Source organism: Nitrosospira sp. NpAV, assembly GCF_000832065.1.
Taxonomy (GTDB): Bacteria; Pseudomonadota; Gammaproteobacteria; order Burkholderiales; family Nitrosomonadaceae; genus Nitrosospira.
Window position 1 is genome coordinate 33563 of sequence record NZ_JXQM01000020.1, and the last position, 23961, is coordinate 57523.

Annotated in this window: 21 protein-coding genes; 10 read left to right on the plus strand and 11 right to left on the minus strand. The window is 51.0% G+C overall.

The features are described 5' to 3' along the window. The first annotated feature begins 300 nt into the window (after positions 1-300). Complete coding sequence (locus tag SQ11_RS12550) at positions 301-816, plus strand: antirestriction protein ArdA (protein ID WP_041514534.1); 516 nt, start codon at positions 301-303, stop codon at positions 814-816. A gap of 135 nt (positions 817-951) precedes the next feature. On the opposite strand, the gene SQ11_RS12555 is transcribed toward SQ11_RS12550, so the two are convergent. From SQ11_RS12555 to SQ11_RS12570, 4 genes are all read right to left on the minus strand, one after another. Beyond that, on the minus strand, positions 952-1245 hold the full coding sequence (locus SQ11_RS12555) for a type II toxin-antitoxin system RelE/ParE family toxin (RefSeq protein ID WP_041514535.1): 294 nt from the start codon (positions 1243-1245) through the stop codon (positions 952-954). Then, complete coding sequence (locus tag SQ11_RS12560) at positions 1246-1488, minus strand: type II toxin-antitoxin system ParD family antitoxin (protein WP_041514536.1); 243 nt, start codon at positions 1486-1488, stop codon at positions 1246-1248. It abuts the gene before it with no gap. 123 nt (positions 1489-1611) lie between these two features. Next, on the minus strand, positions 1612-2910 hold the full coding sequence (locus SQ11_RS12565; RefSeq protein ID WP_041514537.1) for a relaxase/mobilization nuclease domain-containing protein: 1299 nt from the start codon (positions 2908-2910) through the stop codon (positions 1612-1614). Then, positions 2907-3350: a hypothetical protein gene (locus SQ11_RS12570; RefSeq protein WP_041514538.1), complete on the minus strand. Its 444-nt coding sequence runs from the start codon at positions 3348-3350 to the stop codon at positions 2907-2909. Before SQ11_RS12570 ends, SQ11_RS12565 begins: the two co-directional genes overlap by 4 nt. A gap of 578 nt (positions 3351-3928) precedes the next feature. On the opposite strand from SQ11_RS12570, the gene SQ11_RS12575 reads away from it, so the two are divergent. Next, the gene (locus SQ11_RS12575; RefSeq protein WP_041514539.1) at positions 3929-4210 is read left to right on the plus strand and encodes a DUF768 domain-containing protein; all 282 of its coding nucleotides are present in this window, start codon (positions 3929-3931) and stop codon (positions 4208-4210) included. A gap of 539 nt (positions 4211-4749) precedes the next feature. Here SQ11_RS12575 and SQ11_RS16515 read toward each other — a convergent pair. Further along, positions 4750-6021, minus strand: coding sequence for an HAF repeat-containing PEP-CTERM protein (locus tag SQ11_RS16515; RefSeq protein WP_052494228.1), 1272 nt, complete (start codon positions 6019-6021; stop codon positions 4750-4752). 506 nt (positions 6022-6527) lie between these two features. On the opposite strand from SQ11_RS16515, the gene SQ11_RS12590 reads away from it, so the two are divergent. The 3 genes from SQ11_RS12590 to SQ11_RS12605 all read left to right on the plus strand — a co-directional run bounded on the left by SQ11_RS12590 (position 6528) and on the right by SQ11_RS12605 (position 11208). Continuing rightward, entirely contained in the window at positions 6528-7013 is a 486-nt protein-coding gene (locus tag SQ11_RS12590; protein ID WP_232297997.1) for a GNAT family N-acetyltransferase, read from the plus strand. A gap of 800 nt (positions 7014-7813) precedes the next feature. After that, positions 7814-9061: a hypothetical protein gene (locus SQ11_RS12600; protein WP_041514542.1), complete on the plus strand. Its 1248-nt coding sequence runs from the start codon at positions 7814-7816 to the stop codon at positions 9059-9061. Positions 9062-9354: 293 nt separating this feature from the next. Next, positions 9355-11208: a S9 family peptidase gene (locus SQ11_RS12605; RefSeq protein WP_041514543.1), complete on the plus strand. Its 1854-nt coding sequence runs from the start codon at positions 9355-9357 to the stop codon at positions 11206-11208. Positions 11209-11265: 57 nt separating this feature from the next. Here SQ11_RS12605 and SQ11_RS12610 read toward each other — a convergent pair whose 3' ends face one another. Genes SQ11_RS12610 through SQ11_RS12620 form a run of 3 tightly spaced genes read right to left on the minus strand, consistent with a single transcriptional unit; the run spans position 11266 to position 13120 of the window. Then, positions 11266-12075, minus strand: a complete 810-nt coding sequence (locus SQ11_RS12610) for a hypothetical protein (protein WP_041514544.1) — start codon at positions 12073-12075, stop codon at positions 11266-11268. Between the two features lie 8 nt (positions 12076-12083). Continuing rightward, positions 12084-12485, minus strand: a complete 402-nt coding sequence (locus SQ11_RS12615) for a biopolymer transporter ExbD (protein WP_041514545.1) — start codon at positions 12483-12485, stop codon at positions 12084-12086. A 2-nt stretch (positions 12486-12487) separates the two neighbouring features. Further along, the gene (locus tag SQ11_RS12620; RefSeq protein WP_004174284.1) at positions 12488-13120 is read right to left on the minus strand and encodes a MotA/TolQ/ExbB proton channel family protein; all 633 of its coding nucleotides are present in this window, start codon (positions 13118-13120) and stop codon (positions 12488-12490) included. Between the two features lie 519 nt (positions 13121-13639). Here SQ11_RS12620 and SQ11_RS12625 point away from each other — a divergent pair. The 5 genes from SQ11_RS12625 to SQ11_RS12645 all read left to right on the plus strand — a co-directional run bounded on the left by SQ11_RS12625 (position 13640) and on the right by SQ11_RS12645 (position 21004). After that, complete coding sequence (locus SQ11_RS12625; RefSeq protein WP_232297998.1) at positions 13640-15610, plus strand: PAS domain S-box protein; 1971 nt, start codon at positions 13640-13642, stop codon at positions 15608-15610. Positions 15611-15899: 289 nt separating this feature from the next. Continuing rightward, positions 15900-16328 (plus strand): response regulator, encoded by a 429-nt coding sequence (locus SQ11_RS12630; protein ID WP_041514547.1) that lies wholly within the window; start codon positions 15900-15902, stop codon positions 16326-16328. Positions 16329-16458: 130 nt separating this feature from the next. Next, positions 16459-19524, plus strand: coding sequence for an EAL domain-containing protein (locus SQ11_RS12635; RefSeq protein WP_052494229.1), 3066 nt, complete (start codon positions 16459-16461; stop codon positions 19522-19524). A gap of 166 nt (positions 19525-19690) precedes the next feature. Further along, on the plus strand, positions 19691-20521 hold the full coding sequence (gene pbpG, locus SQ11_RS12640; protein WP_041514549.1) for a D-alanyl-D-alanine endopeptidase: 831 nt from the start codon (positions 19691-19693) through the stop codon (positions 20519-20521). A 180-nt stretch (positions 20522-20701) separates the two neighbouring features. Next, positions 20702-21004: a lipopolysaccharide assembly LapA domain-containing protein gene (locus SQ11_RS12645; protein WP_041514550.1), complete on the plus strand. Its 303-nt coding sequence runs from the start codon at positions 20702-20704 to the stop codon at positions 21002-21004. 36 nt (positions 21005-21040) lie between these two features. On the opposite strand, the gene SQ11_RS12650 is transcribed toward SQ11_RS12645, so the two are convergent. The 3 genes from SQ11_RS12650 to glnA form a co-directional block, all read right to left on the minus strand. Then, on the minus strand, positions 21041-22297 hold the full coding sequence (locus SQ11_RS12650) for a putative Na+/H+ antiporter (RefSeq protein ID WP_041514551.1): 1257 nt from the start codon (positions 22295-22297) through the stop codon (positions 21041-21043). Positions 22298-22316: 19 nt separating this feature from the next. Further along, on the minus strand, positions 22317-22979 hold the full coding sequence (locus SQ11_RS12655; RefSeq protein ID WP_041514552.1) for a sel1 repeat family protein: 663 nt from the start codon (positions 22977-22979) through the stop codon (positions 22317-22319). Between the two features lie 169 nt (positions 22980-23148). After that, on the minus strand, positions 23149-23961 hold an 813-nt coding region (gene glnA, locus SQ11_RS12660; protein WP_041514557.1), incomplete at its 5' end, for a type I glutamate--ammonia ligase.

Here is a 23961-nt window from a genome sequence, read left to right on the forward strand (position 1 = left end):
GGCTCGCATGGAATATAAAAAGCTTAATGGACGAGTCCCAACGTCTAATCGTTATAAACCGAAACGGTTCACCTGCCTTTCTACTTCCCCGCTGGGAATAAATTAATTTAACACAGAACCTGCCTCCACTAAGTCATCCCCCAATCTTCCGCACGCCGTTACGGCGTTTGTGCAGACCGGGTGGTTCCCCCTGACTTGGCTCCACCAGAACCTGTGTTTTCGCTCGTTTTACTCGCTTTTCTCTGGGGTTTTCAACCCCAGCGGGGGTTGTTCTTTAACCCTTTAAAGCGAGAAAAAACCATGAGCGATGAAATCAGAATCTATGTTGCAGACTTGGCCGCATACAATAATGGGAAGCTGCACGGTGTTTGGATCAATGCCTGTGACGATATCAATGATATCTGGAGACAGATTAAAGCAATGATAAACGCAAGTCCGGAAGGCTTTGCGGAAGAATACGCCATTCACGATTATGAAGGCTTCGGTGCTTATGCCTTAAGCGAGTATGAGGGTATTGAAACCACCCATGAGATCGCTTGCTTCATTGCCGAGCACCCAGACTTTGGGGGTGAAATGCTGAGCTATTTTGGCGGTGACCTGGGGGATGCAAAAACAGCCGCAGAAGACAATTATTGCGGCTGTTACAAATCACTGGCCGATTATGCGCAGGAATTAACCGAGGAAACGACGCAGATTCCAGAAAACCTGACTTACTACATCGACTATGAACGCATGGGCCGGGATATGGAGATGAACGGCGATGTGTTCACTGTAGCAACAGGTTTTGAAGAGATTCACATTTTCTGGAATCACTGAAGACCAAAGCCAACGATGGCGCTGCTGGCTGAAACCAGCAGCGCTTTGCTTTTCTGTTTTGCGGAAAAAAATTTACGCCGAAATCCGTAGCTTTCGGCGGCAAAATAGAATCAGGGGTGTTAACGAAACGCAGAACTATAAATGCTGTTCGATATCCATGCGGCCATGCAGGATGCGGACAATCTCAATCCGTTCTTGTCCGGTGAGGCGGTAAAAAATCACATGCTTGCCGACACCGTATTTGAAATAACCTTCCCGGATATCATCGCACGCCCGCCCCAGACCGGGCTTGTCCGCCAGATCATGAAAGGCGCTGTCAAGCTGGGTTAGATAGTGTCTTTGCTGGGCCTTGCCCCATTGCTTACGCGTGTAACGGCCAATGCCAAGCAAGTCGTCCTTGGCTTTCTGGGTGAGGATAAACGTCCCCATCTAGTCTTCACTTTCCAGTTCATCCAGTATGTTTTGCAGGGAATAATCAGCAATGCCACTTCGCTCGCCCTCGGTCAAGGCGCGGCACAGCGCTTCCAGCTTGGTCTCACGTTCTTCCAGCAGGCGAAGACCGGCGCGTATCGCTTCGCTGGCTGAGCCGTAACGTCCAGATTCGATTTGATACGCGAGAAACTTCTCGAAATGCTCGCCCAGCGTGACGCTGGTATTTTTCTGTACCGGCATGGTTTCCTCTATGAATCCAATCTTTATACCCAATTATAATATTTATTGGTATTGACGGCAATATAATTATGAACGGTTCACCGCGCTGTACCAAACAAGTATGCGATATTGAAACCGTACTTTCTAGCGTGTCCAGTCGAGGCCGCGCTGGCGAGGCTGGGGGCGGTCCCGGTTTTGTTGCTGACGTTGTGCCTCAAGCTGTTCAAGACGCCGATCCCGCATGGCTTGGTATTGGGACCTGTCCTGTTCCAGTTCATCCAGCCGGTAGGATTTCAGCGATTCCAGCCGCTCGATCCGTGCTTGCAGGGTACGGCGGGTTTCTAGCTGCTCAAAGATCAACGCGTCGCGTTCCTGTTGCTGTCGCATTTGAATCTGCCATGCTTCTAGTTCATTCCATTCTTCGATTTGCTTGCGCCTTCCCGTGAGGCGGTCAAACAGGCCGCGCATGCCTTTATTGAAATTGTTCCGCCATTCCTGTTGTTTGCCCTGCCAGTAGGATTGCTGGGCCTCATTTAATCTTTGCCGTTCAGCCTGATTTTGGCGTACCAATGCTCGCCGTTTTTCTTCCAGCTCAGCCCGGCGAGCTGTAAACACCGTCATTTGTTCTTGGGAAAGCGTCTCCAGCCGTGTCGTCATCTCTTCGGCGATCTGGATTCTCGCTTCTGCGACCGATGGCAGGTTTTTTTCATCGGTAAGACGGGTGCGCACTTCCTTTGTTTTGATCCCCACCCATTTAGACACGGCAAACACTTCGCCTCGATGATCCACCGCAACAAAGCCGCGCCGGTCGCCACGGGCGAGGAGATACCCTTGCTCTTTCAGTGCATGGGCAAAAGCGTTCTGTGTTTTACCGAGAGACCAGCATTGCTGAAATACCGCTTTAATCTGCTTCGGGTCTTTGCCTATCCGCTTGGCCTGCTGCCATTCCGCCAGCGTAAAGTTAAGCGGATTACGATCATGAGAATGCCTAAGTCCTTCCGGCATGGTCCAGCCGTGTTCCAGAAACAACTCACGGGACAAATCGATTAATCTTCGTTTGGAGAAAGAAAGCTGTACCGCTTTCATTTCATCCAGCTTGATGCGTGACCACACCGCATGGCAATGCCTGCGCCCGTTTTTCTCATGAAAAACGATGGCGCGAGGCTGATCGTTCAGCCCGAGTTTTTCCTCGGCCCGCTCGATGGCTTGTTTGAATGTTTCGGTAGAAACATTCTCATGCTTTGGGGGATTAAGACTTAAGGAGAACAGAAACTGCTTGCAGCGCGTTGCGCGGCTAATTGCATAGGCTTCGTTGAGCGCGCCCATGAGGTTTTGCGAGGCAAATCCGCGCACCTCATGAACTTCGACATGCTCATTCTCTTGTTTGAGCAAGTGCAGGGCCAAATCCTTGGCCCCGCCGCGCTGATTGCCAACAAGGATCATTCATCTTCCACGGGCGCTACACCCAGCGCAGTAATTAGCAAAACCCGTATAGCTTGGATTTCCGCGCATGCCTGTACAATCGCACTTTCCGTTTCCGGTGTTACATCCAGCGTTCCTATATTGGCCGCTTTGGCGAGCTGGTTGATATTGGAAGCCAGACGCGACCGACCGAATTCACCCAACACCAGAGCCAGCAAGGCAGTGTCAGGCGCAGGTTTTTTGATCTTACGGCGCTTCTCAGTCTGTTCGCCGAGCAAGCGGCCACGTATATACGACCCCAGCGGTTGATTGCCCGCGAGTTCATCCAGCCGCTTACGTTCCTCGACAGTGAGCCGCAGGGAAAACGGCGGCGTAGAACGCCATTTAGATTTCTTTGGGGAAGGTGCCGCAGCAGTCGAGAATGCCCGAGCTGCTGAGGAAATATTGCTGAAGCCGCTCATGGTGACGGCTCCTGATAATACGAGACATTACTCTTGAGATAGTCGTTCCATTCCTCTAGAATTTCCAGAACGCGGTTCGAAGTTTCGCACTCCGTCTCCGCCAATTAAACTTTATAAGTTATTGATTAATAAATCATTATTTAAAACTGAAACTCATATACCCACATTCTTACCCACGTGAAGCGCAAAGACCGTTAGTCATTCTGCACTAAATTCTTTAGGCCGAGATTGCTGTAGTAATCGGATAACTGCATATCGATCTTCCATTGGATTGCTCTCGAGTACTTTCGCCGCAGTAGCGATACTCATCATTGCCGAGCAGGACATGTTTTGCGAATCTGCATCCTTTAATCCAGTTGATCGGCCATTTCAACAAAGTTAGCTACGTATCCTTCAGTTGACATCCATTTCCTACCCGTTGTTACTAGCTGATCTTCTTAGTCAACGCGTGGAGGTAGTCAATCGCAAGGCGTATTTTCGGCCGTGTTCATCCTTGATAACCTATTTTATCAGGGGTAAAATGCTCCCGTGAGGGGCGACCGGCGCCGAACTCAACGCGGAAAGATGGGTGGGCAGTCATGAGCAATCGCTTCCTGAGGTGGGTCAACACATGGATCGAGGAAAACATCCCTCCCGGCACCAATCCCGACATAGAGAGTTATGAAGTAAAGGCAAAGCGGCTGTCGGAGAAACTGTTCGCCGAGGCAGCTGCGGCCAACTTCACAAACTTCGAGACCGAGGAGGAGCGGGAGCGCGTTACGTCCCTGGTACTGGCCGCGGTCTCGGATAGCAGAGACTTTGACATCGATGCCTATCATCTCAAGTCGCAACTTGCGCAGGAGAATGAAGACGGCGACTGAGCCCCGCATGGTTGGTCTTCAGGGCGGCATCGCGTTGGTTGCTTGTCAGCTGCTCGTGGCATATCCATAATCAAAAGAGGGCTGTCATTTGTTCTCAAGGATCTTCCTGGAGACAAGCCTGTAGTTTTTCGCATCGGTAAAGCATAGGCGCTTGTCAGCTGTATCCAGGATGGCGGTACTTACGCGGTGGCGCAGGTGGCGTTCCCGTGGGACTGAACTTCACCTTTGGCATGCCATTCGACGTAAATGTTCTGACTGTCGTGACCGCTGGAGGCGGCTACAATGTTGCTTCTCCGCCTCCTATAATCGCCTTCACGGACGTTCCGTAAGCCGCCTGATCATAATGGCGCAGCGTAAACGTAGTGATCATCACTATCGTTCGCGGCCCGCCAATCCGGCATCCATATTCATCCAGTAAAATCCAGAAAACTCAATAAGTACGCTGTAGTAAGCGTTATTATTATCCAATTAAGTGCGGTAACATCCTCCTGAGTCCAAGCTTGAACCGTGGTAATTTTGGTGGTAACGAATTTACCTGGTTAAAAAGTTACCACAAGAGGGGTTACCCCGATGGCAACAAACCTTTTATCTGCTGCCCAGTGCAAGAACGCTTGGCCCGCGGTTGTATTGCGGGATGGTATCGCCCCCATTCCATTTCTGATTTCAAACCTATAAGTTTTCCCACCCATCTTCCTTCGCCGCGCCATGAAACCAACAAGGGCCAGACCTGCAAGAAAGAGCGCGGAGATTTCCGGCTCCGGGATCGCCGGGATTGTTCCCATTCCTCCAATGGCGATTACCTGCCCTGAGTTATTGATGCCCGTGGCTGCAGTTAGAATAATCCCCGGGGGTAAATCAACCAGCGAATTGAGATCCATCATGCCTGCGCCATTAGGACCAGTAATGAAAGCAAGGCGAGCGCCTCCAGCCGTGAAAGAAAACCCCACCACCTGCCCGGCGTCGTTGATGCCACTAGCCTCGCTGTGGCTACCGCCCAAAGTGCCAAGGTCTCTCATACCCATCCCGTCGGGGCCGGTAATGAAAGCATGGCGACCGCCGCCAGTTATGTCAGCATTGCCCGTCACCTGCCCGGCCTCATTGATGCCAGAAGCAAAGCTTTCGCCACCCAAAGTGCCAAGGTCTCTCATGCCCATCCCGTTGGGACCGGTGATGAAAGCATGGGATTTATTGCCTTCAGCCGTGAGAGAAGAACCCGCCACCTGCCCGGTATCATTGATGTCATTAGCATAGCTGGAACTACCGCCCAAGGTGCCAAGGTCTCTCACACCGATCCCATCGGGGCCGGTGATGAAAGCATGGGGTGTTTTGTTTCCAGGCGTGAGAGAAGAACCCACCACCTGCCCGGCGTAGTTGATGCCAGAAGCAGAGCTGCTACCACGGTAGGTGCCAAGGTCTCTCATGTCCATCCCGTTGGGGCCGGTGATGAAAGCACGCGCAACGTCGTCCGTCTCCGAAACACCCACCACCTGCCCAGCGTTGTTGATGCCATGAGCCGCCGCGTAAGTGCCGCCCAGGCTGCCAAGGTCTCTCATGCCCATCCCATCGGGGCCGGTGATGAAAGCTTGTGCCATGCGGGGATCGGGAAAAAAATATCCCGTCACCTGCCCGGCATCGTTGATGTCTTCAGGAATATTCCTACCTGAGCCTAAGGTGTCGAGGGCGGTTACCATCTTGCTGTTGAGATCGATGAGGTATGTTTGTGCGGAAGCATGAGTGCCGAAACCCAGGCCAGCAGAAAATGCTGCAGCCAAGATCAAGCTACGAACTTTGACGCTCGGGATGATTCTCATGCTGAATCTCCTTCAGTGTATTTAACAAAAAGGAGATCATCTAGCTTTTTGCCGAACATGGCTACTTTCTTTTTTTAGATCCGCGATTCGTTTGAAGAACAGCTCATCCAGAAAAATGAAATTGCGACATGTTCATATTTCCGGATAGGCTTGGGCCGATTCTGGTATGGCAATCTACATGCCCGGGTTACAAAATCATACCTGACGCTGATACTAATTGGTTCATGGCAGCGCTAGGGAGGCTACAAGACAGCTTGAAGAAGCTAAAATTGACACGAAAAGTAACGGATGATCCGGATTTTGAAGTATGGAAACCGCATGAATACTGGCTTTGTTATATGGCTCATAGGCTCTCTATAGAAGGGCCTCTCTATTATTCCTTATAAACATAGAATAACTACACAACTCTTACCGTTTTGATACCAAACTGATACCAAGAAAAGTAACTTGCAAATAAAACATTGGATCGTTTTCAAGCAAATTCTAATCTCTGAAACTAGGGAGGAATGATTATTAAGATCGTCTTTTGTAGTTATCAAAAACATGCTCGTGAAATTCTAGAGATATTTAACGACGCAATTCTTAATTCAACAGCACTCTACGAGTATAAACCGCGACCACCTGAAAGTATGGTTTCTTGGTTTAAAGCAAAACAAGACGCTCATTTTCCGGTAATAGGACTAGAGGATGAGAGCGGCGAGCTGGTAGGATTCGGAAGCTACGGGACATTTCGAGAACGGCCAGCATATAAATATTCCGTAGAGCATTCTGTTTATGTTCGTAAGGATCAGCGAGGAAAAGGTTTCGGTCTGCAAATAATGAATAATCTTATCGAGAATGCCAAATCTCAGGGTTATCATGTTCTTATTGGGGGAATTGATGAGTCAAACTTAGCAAGTATTTGTCTGCATAATAAGCTCGGCTTCAGTCATGCAGGAACCATCAAACATGCGGCATTCAAATTTGGACGTTGGCTTAATCTTAGCAGCTAATACTTGACGCACCAGAGAATCCAGTGGACGGCTAGCGCCTCGCCAGCACCACATCAGCCAACTAAATGGCAGCTAAAAATCTTGTTTTAGTGTGGTGCTATTAATCAGGATTCGAATTCACAGCACTTCAATTTTTTTAGGGATTCGAACTCACAGCATAGGCGGGTGGATAGTCATAGACAGAAACCCAATCCTTGAAGCCCATCGTTAGAAAGTTTTTACCCATTTTTATATTTCCATGCTTATACTTCACTTACGGCGTTTAAAATGCCACAGAGTGTTGCTACAGAGTCATTCTCAAGCCCTTTGGATAAACAAATATAATCAATAATTTAGAATTGTGAATTGCGGAATTCCACCCTCTCCGCCACTTCCAAATATCCCCACATCTGCAATAGAGAGGGTGCTATGCACAATTTTCATTTTCCGTTTCACTGAATTTTGCTCACTTCATTCAGAGCCGCATGCTCATGAAATTATGAAAGCCATCGTAATCACCTTATTGGCTGTCGCATCATTGGTTGGCTGTGCCAGCAAGCCCCCCTATGAACAAACCTCAACGAGATTGAATGATGGGACAACACGCTATTTCATCAAAACGGATTTTAAACCTTGCCAGTCCAGCCGGGATTGGGCAACCCGGACATTGACGAAACGTGCGAATGAAATTTGCAAGTCAGGATATACACTCATTGACGAGCAAACGCCTGTGCTGTTGGGGCCATTGGAAGCGAGCGCTGCAAAAAGGACGCTTTCATGGGAAATAAAATGCAAGCCTGCCGAACAGCCTCGATCTTAGCTTGCGTTTCGCACCTCTTTTCCACTTTATTTCCCTTCTGGCATTTCTATTGCCTGGTTTGCCGGTCAGTGCGCAGGCACAGGAAACTGCGCCAGTCGCAATTGCTATCTTCAACATGGCATGGGCTGGGACCGTTGACGACTTTAAACGTCATGTCGAGGTTTGCAGTGCCCCTGAGGTCAATTGGTGCGATAGCCGCATCAAGATTCCTCGTGGCGCGCGGCATGCGGAGCCGGAAGAGGAGATTCGCGCAAATCGGTGTCGGGAAGCGACGGCGGTAGCAGCTGGCGGCTTTGACGCGATGATGATGACTGCTCCTTGCAACGCATATGGGAAAAGAAAGCATCCCGCCAAGGTAGAGACAGTGGAGAATTACCATGCGAAGCTGGAGGGTTTACGCGCCACCGTCAAGAATTTGATTCAGAATGAGAATGTCAAGGTCATTGCGTTTCAGGAAGTAAAGTCCCGAGAGGTCATAGAGCAGGTGCTTGGCGGATTTGCCGGGCAATTTAATGTTTGTATTGCGCCGCATGACGCCTTTCAGACTGTGGCGTTCGCTTGGGATAAATCCATTTCATCGGTTCCGTCTATCGCGAATAATTGTCTGCCAAACCCGGATTTGGCCATCGCGGAACAGCTTCGAGACGAGTCCGTGAGGCACCGCGCCAGGCCCGGCCTGGCGCTTCGACTGGTGATCAACGGCGCACCGGTAACTTTCCTGAACATACATCTCAAGTCCGGCTGCGCCAATCTAAAAACGGGCAGGGGCTTCGCGGGTCACAAGCTGACCGACTCGGATCCCGCGTGCGAAGTCCTTAATCGGCAAATTCCCATTATCGAGGAGTGGGTCGAGAACGTGGCCAAGGAAAGTCCGCGCTTTGTTCTCTTCGGCGATTTTAACCGCCGGATAGACGAAGAGGAAATGGCATCGGTCGTAAAGTCAGAAGTTCGCACCGACGGCACCGACCCGGTGGGGCCGAATACAAAAGACGAGCAGGGCAGGGTCAAAAGCAGTTATCTATGGCAAGAAATTGCTGATGGGTTTCCCGCCATGCACCAAGTGCCATTGGCCTATACTGAGCGAGGTTGTACCGGATTAAAAGGGTTGGATCATATTGTTATCAGCGATGCCATCCAACAGTTGCAAACTCGCACGCTCGGGTCGCGCAAGATTGCGGTGGTAAAAAAACGCCCGCAACCTATTGTAACCACTGATCATTGTCCGAGGGTTACGGTTCTTGAGCTGTAGCTTATTGATCCGGCAGAGAAATAATACAAACGTCTTACTACGGAAGCCAGCATTTAATAGCGTGCGAAGCACACCATTGTTGTTTTGGACTGGATTCCGGGTCAAGCCCGGAATGACGAAATTTACGGTATTTTCTCGCAGGATTAAATGGATGAACAGCATTGAAGCTAACTTTGAGGATTCGCTCAGTATAATCCGGTGAAAAGTCTCGCGCTGCGTTGATAAAATATTGACCGATCGCTCTAGTCTCGCGAGTGTGCAGGTAAAGTAACTCATCCAGGATCATTCCTTATATGAAACGCTACAGCATAGAACAGTTCATGGCGACGACTTCCATATTGGGGGCGTCATTCAGTGCCGATGAAAAGCGCATTCTCTTTAGCAGCAATGCGTCCGGTATCTTCAATGCTTACACGCTACCGGTCGAGGGGGGTACGCCGGAGCCGCTGACCCGGTCCACAGTCGACAGTACTTTTTCTGTCAGTTTCTTTCCGGACGACGACCGGATTCTATTTACGCGGGATCACGGTGGCGATGAAAATTATCATCTTTTCCTGCTTGATCTCGATGGCACGGAAAAGGACTTGACGCCGGGAGAGAAGCTCAAGGCACAGTTTATGGGGTGGCGCCCGGATGGCAGCGCTTTTTTTATTTCCAGCAACGAGCGTGATCCCAGATTTTTTGATCTGTATCGCTATGACGCGCGGACCTATGCCCGCACTTTACTCTATAAGAATGAACAGGGATTCGACCTGGGTCCGATCAGCCGTGATGAACGCTGGATTGCGCTGAACAGAGCCAATACCGCTTCCGACAGCGATATTTATCTGTTCAATGTCGATAAGCAGGAAGTCAAACATCTGACCCCGCATGAGGGTGCTATCAGTTTCCGTGGCGAAACGTTCGATCCAGTCTCTCAAAGGCTGCTTTTTCTCACCAATGAGGGCAGCGAATTCAAGCGTTTGTGCACCTATGATTTAGTTACGGGTGAGGTCCAGAATCATGAAAGCGCCGACTGGGATGTGGTCTACACTTATTTTTCCAGAGATGGGCATTTCCGGGTGACGGGTATTAACAAGGACGGCAGCATAGTGGTCCGGATTGTAAAGGCCGGGGGAAATGAAGAGAAGCCCGTGCGGCTTCCCGCGCTCCCGGAAGGGGAGATCCGGGGCCTGGTCTTTTCGGGGAACAGCGCCCGCATGGCTTTCTACGTGAACGGTGATCGTTCTCCCGATAATCTGTTCGTCTACGATTTCAGGACAGAGCAGTCGGGGCAGGCCGGACTGCCGGGGCAAATCAGGCAGCTTACCCAAAGCCTGAGCCAAGATATCGACCCGTCAGATCTGGTGGAAGCGCAAGTGGTACGCTTCCGTTCCTTTGATGGAATGGTGATACCTTCCATTTATTACAAACCGCATGATGCGTCGATGACAAATAAAGTGCCCGCCATCGTCTATGTTCATGGCGGGCCGGGCGGTCAGACCATGCGCGGTTATAATGCCCAGATACAATACCTCGTGAACCATGGCTATGCCGTGCTGGGGATCAATAATCGCGGCAGCTCGGGGTATGGCAAGACGTTCTTTACCGCTGCCAACCGTAAACATGGGCGTGAGCCGCTATGGGATTGCGTGGAGGCCAAGACCTATCTCGCCAGTCTCGGTTACATCGATCATGAGCGCATCGGCATCATGGGTGCCAGCTACGGCGGTTATATGACACTGGCTGCACTGGCTTTTCGTCCAGAGGCCTTCAAGATCGGCGTGGATATTTTTGGCGTCAGCAATTGGCTGCGAACGCTGGAACGCATCCCCCTCTACTGGGAATCGGTGCGCAAAGCGATTTACGATGAGATTGGCGATCCGGTGAAGGACATAGACTTTCTCGTCGCGACCTCACCGCTTTTCCACGCCAGGGAAATACGAAAACCCCTGATGGTTATTCAGGGCACCAACGATCCTCGCGTCATCAAGGCCGAGAGTGACGGGATTGTGGAAGCCGTCAAGCAACATAATATCCCAGTGGAATATATCGTGTTCGATGATGAAGGTCATAGTTTCACGAAGAAGAAGAATCAGATCGAGGCCAATCGTCGGATACTGGAGTTTCTCGATAAGTACCTGAAAGGCGGTGAGGCGGCTAGCTAGCTTAACAAGCACTGCTTCGTCCGCCATCGGACGCAGGTATTGCGGATGGCAATACTCCTATCGAAATCCATAGGTTGGGTCAAAAAATTCACGTATCAGGAAATCCTCCAATCCCTTGCTATCTTCCATGCGCGAGGACAGGGTAACTACGCGGTCGAGCCGGTAAGATTCCCATTGAAACTCTTCTTTGTGATACTGGCGTATCAGTTCGATCATTTTCCGAACGACAGCGCGCTGTATATCGCCATCCGGGCCGGCAGCGACTTCAACCACTTCACGCCGGGGATTGCTGGCATCCGATTTCCAGGCTCGAAATAAAAACTGGGCGGATCGAACCCCCATTCGGGTAATTTGAAATATTCCACCTACCCCGGGTTCTCGAAGATTACGTTTGACGTTGGCCATTCTGAGCTCTTCTTCAGTGGCCTCGCGTTCGACATTTTTGGGTTCCGTGGGCTCATCCTCAAAAATCCCTCCCGCAGTGCGGCGCTCCTTGGCTTCCTTCATGTAATCCGTCAGATCCTTTGGAGGCTCCGGCTTGGGGGCTGGGGTGCGTTCCACCTTCGCTTCCTTCTTGGCGGTTCCTTTTTCGCGCGGAACCGGCTTTGCTTTCTCGTCCCCCAGACGCGGCTGAGATTTAGGCCGGGGCGGTACCTTGGGAGCCTTCTGAGGGATGGCCGCTGGTTTCTGTTCTTTTTTTTCTTCAGGCAATTCTATAAAGCTTGCCTGGACCGGAGCCTGCGTTTCGGTTTTCACCTCGGGAGAAGTGAGGAAAAATCCGAAAGCCCAGATAATGAGCAGCCAGAGGAGGGCCGCCAGTGGCAACGGCCACCAGACTCGAACCTCCTTCGCTCTGGAATACCGCATACTGAGTGTTATTGGTGTTTCACCGCGATCAGAAAGTGCTGCGCACCGGCCGTGCGGGCGCGTAACATCGCCTGTACGACAATGCCCTGCGGCGCATCGCTGTCAGCCGACACGATCAGCTTCTGTTCCGAATCCTGCAGTAGTGGTTTTAGCGTGTCGGCCAGTGTGTCCAATGTGACGGAGGTGCGGTTAATGAGAATTTGGCTATCGTTTGTCACCGTCAGTGTCACGGGAGTCTTGGCATTGAGTTTTTCTGCGGAGCCTTGCGGTAGATTGACTTGCAGGGAATCGAGATTCTGCATTGATAATGAAGACAACATGAATGTCGCCAGCAGGAAGAACATGACATCGATCATCGGGATGATTTCGATACGCCCTTTGCGAAACGCTCTGGATTTACGCAGTTTCATTGTTACCGTCCCTCCTGATCGAGGCGGATGTGGTCAATCAGGCGCGTTCCAAGCCGCTCCATCTCATCCATTATTTGTGATTGCAAGCGAGAGAAATAATTGAATCCAAACAAGGCGATCAACGCGATCACCAGCCCGACCACCGTCGCGATGAGGGCCTCGGCTACCCCTCCCGTCACCGCCGTGGGGTTAACGATTCCCTCGCCGCCGATGATCTGGAAAGCACGCATCATGCCGACGACTGTTCCCACGAGTCCGAGCAATGGCGCGGCGGTGACGATTGTTTCCAGTATCCATAGCCGGCTGGCGAGGGATGTCTCGATCAATTGGGCTTCATCCGCCGCACGGGATTCGGTCCACCACGACGGCCGATGCCTGTTACTGATTACCACCTCGAAGAAACGTTTGTAATAGTGGCGCTCATCCAGTCCCGATAATATTTTTTCGAGGTCGGCCCAGGCAAAACCATAGGTTTCGACGAGATTTAGCAAATCATGCGACAGGCGCGCATAACGCCAGTAGACAAAAGCTTTTTCAAGCATGATGGCCAAAGCGATTACAGCTAGCAAAGACAAGGGCACAATAATTAACCCGCCGAGTTTTAATGCGGTCCAGGTTGCTTGTAGTTCTTGCATGTTTATCTCCGAACGGGGTGATGTTCTTCCCCCTTATTGGTTAGAAAAATTCTGTCGCTCCCTGCGGAACGTCTTTTCAAGTCATAGATTCACCTGTGCCAAGCTGTAAGATCTTACAGCTATCCATAGTGCTCATTTTAAGGTTTCATAGCTCTTTCATGGGTGGGCGCTGAGCCAGCCTCGCGGTGTAGTTCGGGTTCATCGATTAAAAAGAGTGATAAGCGATTGAATGGTTTAGATTTTAGACTCATGACAACACCGCTGGAATAAAATCGCATCCAATCCCAATCCCGACGGGAGCAAGAATGCCACCCGTCGGCGCAAGCAAATCGTCTTCGCCTAATGCGTTGAGCAGTGCGATGGAAATAATGAGCTAATCGTACGGATTGATTGAATTTAACACCTGGAACGATAAAGCGATATGCATAGTTATTCTTTTGAGAAAAGAAAGATCAATAGTGCTGAGTTTTCGTAATGATATCTCCAATCAAGAACAGAGGGACTACATGTCTATCCGAGATGACTCGGGAAATCTGTGAACTTGCACCAATCGAAAATGCGTGTACCAGGGTTGACGGCATTCTCGAGCAAAGTCTGAACGAAATTTATCTTTTTGATGCTCAGACCCTGCATTTCGAGTATGTAAACAGCCGGGCGCGGCTCAATCTTGGCTATAGCATGGATACGCTGCGGATGATGACGCCACTGGACATCAAGCCGGAATTTGATGAAGCATCTTTCAGAACCCTGGTCAATCCGCTTCTGCATGGAGCGATGAAAATACTCATTTTTGAAGCCATGCATTTGCGTGCGGATGGCACGCTTTATCCCGTCGAAGTTCACTTGCAGCTATTCGCTCAATCAGGACGCATGGTATTCCTGGCCGTTATTCTTGATATTACCATCCGCCGTCGTGCCGAGTCGGCGCTACGGGAGAGTGAGGAGCGGTTCCGCACCATCGTCAATACCATCCCGCAGCTCGCCTGGATAGCCGAGCCCGATGGATCGAGGGTTTGGTACAACCAGCGCTGGTACGACTATACGGGAACAACGCCGGAAGAGATGGAGGGTTGGGGCTGGCAGAAGGTGCATGACATCGAGATGTTGCCGAAAGTCGTGGAGCGCTGGACCCATGCTACCGCTGCCGGGAAGGCATTCGACATGGAGTTTCCATTACGCGGGGCGGATGGGCGGTTTCGTATATTTCTGACTCGGGCGGAGCCATTAAGGAATGCGGAAGGGCGTATAACGCAGTGGTTTGGAACCAATACGGATGTAAATGAACAGAGACTGGGGGAGAAGGCTCGACGTGAAGTAGAGAAGCGGTTTGAGGTGGTAATGGGAAACATGAGCGAGGGCCTTGTCATTTTCGACCTCGCAGGTCAGCCGCTGCATTGGAATGCGGCGGCATTGAGGATGCATGACATCGGTAACTCGGAGGTCATGCTGCTCAATCCTCATACTTTTGCGCAAATCTATCAGCTCTCGACCGTCGAGGGAGTCGCTCTGCCATTCGACCAATGGCCATTGACACGCATCCTCAGGGGTGAGCACCTGAATGATCTGGAGCTGCGGATTGGACGCGTGGATAGAGATTGGGAGCGTGTATTCAGTTATTCCGGAGCCCTCTCACATTATGGCGACGGCAAAGAGTTGGCGTTTCTTGTCGTTAAAGATATCACCGAGCGTAAAAATGCCGAAGACGCACTCCGGGATGCAAAGGTAAACCTTGAGCACAAAGTAGATGAGCGCACCGCCCAGCTCCTGGCCAAGGGTAAGGAGATGGAAAGTTTTTGTTATTCCGTCTCGCATGACCTCAGGGCCCCTCTCCGCGGGATCGATGGCTATAGCCGCCTATTGTTGGAGGAATATCACGACCGCTTCGATGAGGAAGGCCAGAATTTTCTGAAGAATGTGCGGACGGCAACAAAATATATGACAGATTTAATTGAAGACCTGCTTGCTTATTCAAGACTTGAGCGGCAGGGAATATCCAGGACGGCCGTAGAGCTTTCCAGCTTTATCTCCAATTTGTTGGATCAATACCATACCCGCGCCCAAAATGTGCGCCTCACGGTCGAGGTCAGCGATTTTCAGGTGAGTGTCGATCCCGAGGGTCTCGCGATAGCGCTGCGCAATCTGATTGATAATGCGCTTAAATTCTCCGGATATGCACCTGAACCGGCAATAGAAATTCGTGCGCGCGCCGCAAGCAATCATTGCATTCTCTCGGTGCGCGATAATGGAATTGGATTTGATATGCGTTTTTACGAGAAAATTTTTGAGGTATTTCAACGCCTTCATCGTGCCGAAGAATACCCCGGTACCGGTATCGGACTGGCTATGGTGCAAAAAGCGATGGAACGGATAGGAGGACGGGTTTGGGCGGAAAGTCAGCCAGGTGCCGGAGCGACCTTTTACCTGCAATTACCTCTGTTGAACGCGAGTCAGGCAATCCCTCACGAGCGCGTGAACAATGCCATTGGCTGATCCGGATATTTCATAAACTGACGTACCCTCGCTGATCCCCAGAACCTACCTATATAGACAAAATCCTGCGTAATCACTACGCGAATTTATGAAACATCTGGGCTAACAGCTTCGAGTAACGAAATCGAGTGAAGCCTGGAAATGGCCGGAGATGCTGGCAGATAGACGCGAGGATGCCTCCGGTCATCATAAGCAATGGCGAGCCACGTGATATTCCCGCGATACGCCTAGCCGCTTTAAGCGGCGATATTTCTGACATGTTCATCACCATTCACCTATCAGTATAACCATGACATTGCCAATTCTGCTTGTTGAAGACAATCCAATGGATGTGGATCTCACGCAGCGTGCTTTCATTCGGCACAATCTCGCTAATCCGCTCCAAGTGGCGCGCGATGGACAGGAAGCGCTGGATTTCATTGAGAATTGGGAGGCAGGGGAGACTATGCCCGTCGTGATATTGCTCGATCTAAAGTTGCCCAAGATTAGTGGACTTGAGGTATTGCGAAGCATCCGGGCGCATTCTGGCAGTAAAACCATCCCTGTCGTAATTCTCACGTCCTCCGATGAGGATCATGATATTCATGAAGCCTACGCACTGGGGGCTAATTCTTATATCGTAAAACCTGTGGAGTTTGACAAATTTATTGATGTGGCTAGGCAAATCGAGCTTTATTGGACCGTCCTCAATATCCCGAGTCCGTCAAGGTGCGAATGACCCTCATCTTGCCTGCCATCTTTCATTTCTCTCATCTTTCAGCCGGTGCCATGATCCCTACTAAACTTTTGCCTATAAAGAGCTGCGACTTTCATTTGGTGAATTCACCACCACCGTCGGATTTAGGATAATGAGAATCCTCTACCTCGAGGACAACGCTCAAGACGCTGATCTTGTGCGAATCGAGTTACGGAAACGTGCACCGGATATCCAGCTCGAGGTTGTCTCTACATTAACCGAGGCGCTTGCACGGCTCGAACGATTTCATGTGACTTATGGAACCAGCTTGAAAACAGCTGGAGTTGTGCTGGCCAACGAAGGCGCTCCCCCGCGTTATGATTTGGTTTTGACCGACCTCAACCTCCCCGATGGGAGCGGCAAAACTTTGCTTGCCCGGGTTCGCAGTCAACACTTGCCGCTGCCTGTCGTAGTTCTTACCGGTTCGGGCAGCGAAGACGTCCTGGTAGAGCTGCTGCGCGCGGGTGCTGATGACTATATCATAAAACGTCATAATTTCACGGAGACTTTGGCGCTTGTGCTTCGCGCCGCGCTCGACAGGTTCCAGACGGAAACCTTCCGCCGCGCCGCTACGCTGAAAGTTCTGTATGTGGAACCGAATGCTTATGATATCGATTTGACGAAACGAGAACTGGCTTCAATCGCCCCGCACCTGCACATTGAATCACTTCAACACGCCGAGCAAGTCTTGGATTGCTTTGAAGGATCTGATCCGAAACTTGTCACGGATGTTCTCTTGCTTGACTATCGTTTACCTGGCGCTTCCGCCACCGACGTTATAAAGGAGCTTTGCCAGGTTCGGGGGCTTGATCTGCCAATAATTCTCGTTACCGGACAGGGCGACGAAGAAATTGCACGGCAATCGCTTAAACTGGGCGCCGCTGATTATGTGGTAAAAAGTTCCGGCTATCTTCAGCGGCTACCCACGGTCATAGAAAACGTTTGGCTCCGCGCCGAGTCGACCCGTAGAGAGCGGGTTTTGCTGGAGGAAAGAACGCGCCTTTCTCTCGCCACCGAAGCGGCCGCGATCGGCATTTGGGAGTGGAATACCGCCACCGGTGGGATCATCTGGGATGACAACATGTATGAGATCTATGGTGTTCCACGGGAGTGCCCAATTACTTATGAGATCTGGAAATCCTACGTGCACCCGGATGACCTGGCGGAACAGGAGGTGAAACTGCGCAGGATTGTTGCCCAGAAAGGGCAGGAGCAACTGGATTTTCGCATTTTGCGGGCACACGAAACGGTACGCTATCTCCATGTTGCTCAAACAGCGACGTGGGACACAAGCAATAAGGAGTTGCGAGTAATAGGAACCAATATCGATATCACTGAACACAAACAGGCGGAATTAGCTATCCGGCAACACGCTAAGCAGCAAGGTCTCATTGCAGCGTTCGGGCAACAGGCACTCGCCAGCACCGATCTGGGCGAGTTGTGGAACCAGGTGGCGGCAGTTGCCTCTCAGGGTTTGGATATAGATTTCTGCAAGATTCTTTTGATTACCCTGGATGGCCATTCTTTTATTCTTAAAGCGGGTTCGGGTTGGCAAGAAGGGTGGATTGGCCGTCAAATCTGCACGCTCGATGAGAATACGCAGAACAGGTTTGTTCTCATGAGCGGTGAACCTGTCATTGTGGAGGATTTTCGCACCGAGACCCGGTTTACGCCCTCGGAGATACTCAGAACTCATGACATCCGCAGTGGGGTCAATGTGCTTATCTCGGGAGCCGACGGCCCAACTGGAGTTCTCGGTGCTTATTCCCACGATACGCTTCATTTTACGCCAGCCAGCGTCAGTTTCTTGCAGAGTCTCGCCAATGTTCTCGCGGCCGCGATTAATCGCAAAAGTGCGGAAGAGCGGCTGACTTACCTGGCACAATTCGATCCTCTTACAGGGCTGCCCAATCGAAGCCTGTTTCTTGACCGTCTTGGGCAGGCGATGGAACAGGCACAGCGCAACCATGGGCGAATCGGTGTCGTATTTGCTGATCTGGATCGCTTCAAGATCGTCAACGATACGATGGGACACGGTACCGGCGACAGGCTGCTGGTTCAGGTTGCGCAACGGTTGCAACGGTGCGTGCGTTCCGGCGACACGGTTGCGCGTCTGGGCGGAGACGAATTCGCGTTCATTCTTTCCAGCTTGGCTCATGCCGAGGATGCAACGCTGGTGGCGGAAAAAGTAATAACCGCACTGTCACTGCCATTCGAATTGGAAGGTCAGGAGATCTATATTTCTGCCAGTCTCGGCATTAGCATTTATCCCGGCGACGGTACGGATGCGGATGGCCTGCTCAGAAATGCTGACACTGCGATGTTCCAGGCCAAAGAACAAGGACCCGCGATTTATCAGTTTTACTTGCCGCAGATGAACGAGCGTGCGGTCGCACGCCTGAAATTGGAAACGCAACTGCGCGGTGCGCTGGCACGGCGTGAATTCGTGCTGCACTACCAGCCGAAGGTAAGTCTGGTCAGCGGCAAAATCACCGGCTTTGAAGCGCTGTTGCGCTGGCGGCATCCGGCGCTTGGGCTGGTGCCGCCGTTCCAGTTTATTTCGGTTCTGGAGGATACCGGATTGATCGTATCCGTGGGTGAATGGGTAGTGCTAACAGTTTGCGAACAGATAGGAAAATGGCAGAATCAAGGGCTGGTTCCCCATCCGGTTTCGGTCAATCTCTCGGCACGGCAGTTTCAGCAGCAAGATCTGGATATGGTAATTGGAAAAACGCTCGAGGTTACCGGAATCGATCCCCGCCTGCTGGAATTCGAGTTGACCGAATCGGTATTGATGAAGGAAGCCGAGACCGCCGCCAATGCACTGCAAAATCTGAAGGCCTTTGGTGTGCAAATTTCAATGGATGATTTCGGCACCGGCTACTCAAGTCTCGCTTACCTCAAACGTTTTCCGCTTGACGTGCTCAAAATCGACCGTACATTCATCCGGGATGTGACCACTGATCCTGATGACGCAACTATTGCGGTAGCAATGATTAAGCTAGCGCACAGCCTAGGGTTGAAAGTGGTGGCCGAGGGTGTAGAAACCAGGGAGCAACTGGATTTTCTGGTACAGCATGGTTGCGACGAGATGCAGGGTTATTACTTCTCGCGACCGCTGCCTCTCGAGAGTGCTTCGCAGGTGCTTATGGAAGGCCATCGCTTGCTGATGAACTAATCCGGATATATACCCTAGCCGGCCCAAAGATTATTTCGTTATTTGTTTCATAAAATTCTTATAAAGTTCTTTCCCTATCTTCCAATATTTGTTAACTTATCCGTTGCCGGTGTTGATTTCCCGATCCGTGGGGTGAGCGGATGAATTCTTCCACTAGATAAGAAAAATGAGAGAAATTATATTTGCGGCTTGTGTCATATTTGCATTTGTCGGCAATGCGTTCGCTCAGCAGGGGGGATTGAATCTCAGGTCGCAGGCCGCGCTGATTCTGGACACGCAGCATGAACGTATTCTTTACAACAAGAATGCGGACACCGTGATGCCAATCGCTTCCATTACGAAGCTGATGACAGCAATAGTGGTACTTGATGCCAAGTTACCGCTCGGCGAGGAAATAATTATAGAAGCCGCCGATATCGACGTTCTCAAGAATACCCGATCACGCTTGCGGGTAGGAACAAGTCTTACCCGGCAGGAACTATTGCGACTGGCGCTGATGTCTTCTGAGAATCGTGCTGCTGCGGCGCTGGGACGCACTTATCCAGGAGGTATCCGTGCGTTTGTTGGAGCGATGAATGACAAGGCATTTGAGCTCGGTATGGGCAATAGCTATTTTGTTGACTCCACCGGGTTAAACAGCGCCAACGTTTCCACGGCGCGCGACCTGGCAAAATTGGTCGATGCCGCGGACGATTATCACATCATTCGTGACTTTTCCACCACCGCCGCGCATGCGGTGGAATTCGGAGACGAAGATCGCAGTCTGCAATTCATTAATTCCAACAATCTGGTACGTAGCGGGACTTGGGACATCGGCGTGTCAAAAACGGGCTTTCTTAGCGAAGCTGGGCGTTGCCTGGTGATGCAGGCAAAAATAAGCGGTAAGCCGGTAATTATTGTATTGCTTGATTCTGCCGGAAAAAATTCCCGTATCGGCGACGCCAATCGTATCAAAAAATGGATGGAGACCGGCTTCACTCGCAAAATTCGTGGCTGAGTGGTTTTTGCTGAAGCGATTCTGCAACAGTCTTCGAAATCGTTTCTCCAGTAACCTGTCAGAATAGAAGCAGAATGATCCAGAACCGGCTCGACACGCCGGCGGTCGATTCCCCCCTAAATCCAGAGGCTGTCGGGTATCGTATTAGCGTGCGAGCTATCGCACACGAGTGGAGCTGTTATGCAATTACAGTTGATCGCTGCCCTCATCATTGTTTTCCTGATTGTCATATTCGCGGTCCAGAATGCCATATCAGTGGGTGTCGTATTTTTTCTGTGGCGCATTGATGCTTCGCTTGCCGTGGTGATTGCAGCATGCTTTGGCCTGGGTGCGCTCATTGGCGCATTAATGACGGTACCGACGATGTTGCGTGAGCGAATTTCGATAAGCCGTCTGCGTAAACAGGTTGAAATGCTACGGACGGAGAATGATGATTTGCGCGCCACAAAGAAAGATGTGCCTTCCGTGCCGTATGGATTCTAAATTCGAGGGGACTCCACGTAACGGAAATAGCCCGGATTAAAGCCACTGAAATGCAAGGATGGCCACAAATGTAGGGGGAAGCGCGGCTGCCAGCAAACCTAACGGATGAATCGCTCCATCTTTGAATGAGCCTTTAAGGATGGAGAATCCCGCCGGATTGGGTGCATTGGCAATTACCGTCAGGCCTCCGCCTGTAACGGCTCCGGCGACAAGCGCGTAACGAAACTCCGTACTCGTCCCCTCTATGAGAGAACCTAGGTAAGTAAGCGCCGCGTTGTCGGTGACTGCCGTGAGAAGGGTCGCACCGAAATAGAGAGTGGTACTATCCATGTCCGTCAACAGGGGTTGCAGCCACCATTTCTGGTATCCCCCCAGTACAACCAGGCCAGCTAAAAAAAAACCAACCATTAAACCTTCACGCAGGATCAGCGGATCCTGGTACCGTTCATATGCGTGGGTAAATCCGATAAAGAAAAGCAATAGCCCTATGAAGACAATAGGGTGATGGGCAAACACTACGACTCCAATCAGAAAAACCAGATGCACCAGCACTACCGGAAAAGGAACCTCAATGCGCGTTGAGTCTTCTTCGTTCCTCATTTTCGACAACTCGCGCTGAAACAGGATAGTGGCTGCCAAGGCATTCACCAGCACGGCAAGCGCGGCCTTCCAGCCGAAGGTGGTCAACATGAACGTAGTATCCCATCCCCACTTGCCGGCCACCATGAGTACGGGTGGGGCGGCGAATGGTGTCATGGTTCCGCCAATCGAAATATTGACGAACAGAACACCGAGGGTGACGTATTTGAGCTGCGTCGAGATTTCCTTGGAATAATAACGCTGCAGTAGAATCAAACCAGCCAGCGTCATGGCAGCCGGCTCGGTGATAAAAGACCCGAGTAAGGGTACAAATGATAGTGTGACGAAATAAAATGCTTTTCCCTCCGGCCAGGGGATGCGCTGTGCGATAGTTTTTACGCATATCATCGCGAATTGGAGGATGGGGCGGCTGCCGGCAATCACCATGATTGCAAATACGAACATCGGTTCGATAAAACTCTGCCCATCGAGATAGGTCGTGGCGGCCTCTTTACCCTCAATGATCAGCATCACAACGACCAGGATCATTGCCCAGAAGCCAAAAACTGCTTCGACTTCTCCCAGAAAATGCCAGATACCCGCATGGGCCGGCCGGCTGTGCGCCAGCCGCTCGAAGAACTTGGTCGAGAAGGTATGAATCAGCGCAATGCCAAACAGGATTGCGCCGATAGTCTCAATGGACGTGGGACTCATTCGCTGCGGAGGGTTCTTTTTATTTCATTGCGTCAAGATTGGCTTGTGCATCCGCATTCCCCTGTGCGGCAGCTTTTTTAAACCACTCCTTGGCTTTATCGACATCTCTCGGCACACCTTCACCGGAGTAATACATCACGCCAAGATTATTTTGCGCATCGACATTACCCTGATCAGCGGCTTTCTGAAATAACTCCACGGCCTTGGCGGCATCTTTCGATACCCCCTCGCCATTGGCATACATCAAGCCGAGATTAAATTGAGCATCGGCATACCCCTGTGCAGCGGATCGATGAAACCATGCTGCGGCTGTCTCAGGATCGTTGCTTAAAATTCTGCCCGATGAGTCCTTGGATATGGCTTCGCCCGTGTAGTACATCACACCGAGACCATTTTGTGCTTTAGGATCTCCGGTATCCGCATCTTTTCTTAACTTCAGGAATTTCTCTTCCGGCGTTGGCTCATTTGGCGTGGACGGCATTATCTTGTTCAATAATGCAGACTTTTCTTCCGGTGTTAACTCTTTCTCCAATATCGATGGAATTTCCTTTTCGGACGTGAACTCATCCGCGAGTTTGGCTTCCGGTTGTTCCGTTTTAGGGGTATTCACAGGTGCTTTTTCACCACAACCCGCAAGCGTTAGTGTGAGAGCGGCAAAGAATGAAACAGCAAGAATATTCATCGCATATTTTCCTTTATCCTAAATCCGGCGGTTGAGGATCTATCTGGTCATGCAGAAGAAAAGGTCGAGGCAAGCAAGGATGCTCGCTTGCCGGATTTCAATCTCCTGCATTTCAGTCTTCTGGATTTCAATGTGTTCTAAGATAGCCCCGGATGATGATAGAGATCACCTATAAGCTGTAATACATATCGAATTCCACCGGATGAGTCGTCATGCGAAAGCGCGTGACTTCCTCCATCTTGAGTTCGATATAGGCATCGATCATATCATTCGAAAACACGCCGCCGCGAGTGAGAAAATTGCGATCCTTGTCCAGGCTATCCAGCGCCTCATCCAGCGAAACGCAGGGATTCGGAATCCGGGCCGCTTCTTCAGGAGGAAGATCATAAAGATTCTTGTCCATGGGATCACCGGGATGAATCTTGTTCTGGATGCCGTCCAACCCGGCCATCATTAACGCGGTGAATGCCAGATAAGGGTTGGCGGTCGGATCGGGAAAGCGCACTTCGATGCGCCGTCCTTTGGGACTGTTGGCATAGGGGATGCGCACGGCGGCGGACCGGTTGCTTACCGAGTAGGCAAGATTGATCGGCGCCTCAAAACCCGGCACCAGGCGCTTGTAGGAATTAGTGCCCGGATTGGTGATGGCGTTCAAGGCCTTGGCATGTTTGATGATGCCGCCGATGTAAAACAGGGCCAGCTCCGAAAGCCCGGCATAGCCATTTCCCGAAAACAGATTCTGGCCGGCTTTCCAGATCGATTGATGCACATGCATGCCCGAACCGTTATCGCCGACAATGGGCTTGGGCATGAAGGTCGCCGTTTTACCGTAAGAGTGGGCCACGTTGTGCACCACATATTTGAATAACTGGGTCCAATCCGCGCGCTTCACCAGGCTGCTGTATTTGGTGCCGATTTCGCACTGCCCGGCAGTGGCCACTTCGTGGTGGTGGACTTCGACTTCCACGCCCATTTCTTCCAG

What these genes read in the sequence shown, in the direction of transcription:
- SQ11_RS12590 (WP_232297997.1), top strand. Translation starts at nt 6,528, where the DNA reads ATGATTATTAAGATCGTCTTTTGTAGTTATCAAAAACATGCTCGTGAA.
- SQ11_RS12650 (WP_041514551.1), bottom strand. Translation starts at nt 22,297, where the DNA reads ATGAGTCCCACGTCCATTGAGACTATCGGCGCAATCCTGTTTGGCATT.
- SQ11_RS12575 (WP_041514539.1), top strand. Translation starts at nt 3,929, where the DNA reads ATGAGCAATCGCTTCCTGAGGTGGGTCAACACATGGATCGAGGAAAAC.
- SQ11_RS12565 (WP_041514537.1), bottom strand. Translation starts at nt 2,910, where the DNA reads ATGATCCTTGTTGGCAATCAGCGCGGCGGGGCCAAGGATTTGGCCCTG.
- SQ11_RS12610 (WP_041514544.1), bottom strand. Translation starts at nt 12,075, where the DNA reads ATGCGGTATTCCAGAGCGAAGGAGGTTCGAGTCTGGTGGCCGTTGCCA.
- SQ11_RS12655 (WP_041514552.1), bottom strand. Translation starts at nt 22,979, where the DNA reads ATGAATATTCTTGCTGTTTCATTCTTTGCCGCTCTCACACTAACGCTT.
- SQ11_RS12555 (WP_041514535.1), bottom strand. Translation starts at nt 1,245, where the DNA reads ATGGGGACGTTTATCCTCACCCAGAAAGCCAAGGACGACTTGCTTGGC.
- SQ11_RS12645 (WP_041514550.1), top strand. Translation starts at nt 20,702, where the DNA reads ATGCAATTACAGTTGATCGCTGCCCTCATCATTGTTTTCCTGATTGTC.
- pbpG (WP_041514549.1), top strand. Translation starts at nt 19,691, where the DNA reads ATGAGAGAAATTATATTTGCGGCTTGTGTCATATTTGCATTTGTCGGC.
- SQ11_RS12550 (WP_041514534.1), top strand. Translation starts at nt 301, where the DNA reads ATGAGCGATGAAATCAGAATCTATGTTGCAGACTTGGCCGCATACAAT.
- SQ11_RS12570 (WP_041514538.1), bottom strand. Translation starts at nt 3,350, where the DNA reads ATGAGCGGCTTCAGCAATATTTCCTCAGCAGCTCGGGCATTCTCGACT.
- SQ11_RS16515 (WP_052494228.1), bottom strand. Translation starts at nt 6,021, where the DNA reads ATGAGAATCATCCCGAGCGTCAAAGTTCGTAGCTTGATCTTGGCTGCA.
- SQ11_RS12630 (WP_041514547.1), top strand. Translation starts at nt 15,900, where the DNA reads ATGACATTGCCAATTCTGCTTGTTGAAGACAATCCAATGGATGTGGAT.
- SQ11_RS12635 (WP_052494229.1), top strand. Translation starts at nt 16,459, where the DNA reads ATGAGAATCCTCTACCTCGAGGACAACGCTCAAGACGCTGATCTTGTG.
- SQ11_RS12615 (WP_041514545.1), bottom strand. Translation starts at nt 12,485, where the DNA reads ATGAAACTGCGTAAATCCAGAGCGTTTCGCAAAGGGCGTATCGAAATC.
- SQ11_RS12625 (WP_232297998.1), top strand. Translation starts at nt 13,640, where the DNA reads ATGACTCGGGAAATCTGTGAACTTGCACCAATCGAAAATGCGTGTACC.
- SQ11_RS12605 (WP_041514543.1), top strand. Translation starts at nt 9,355, where the DNA reads ATGAAACGCTACAGCATAGAACAGTTCATGGCGACGACTTCCATATTG.
- SQ11_RS12560 (WP_041514536.1), bottom strand. Translation starts at nt 1,488, where the DNA reads ATGCCGGTACAGAAAAATACCAGCGTCACGCTGGGCGAGCATTTCGAG.
- SQ11_RS12620 (WP_004174284.1), bottom strand. Translation starts at nt 13,120, where the DNA reads ATGCAAGAACTACAAGCAACCTGGACCGCATTAAAACTCGGCGGGTTA.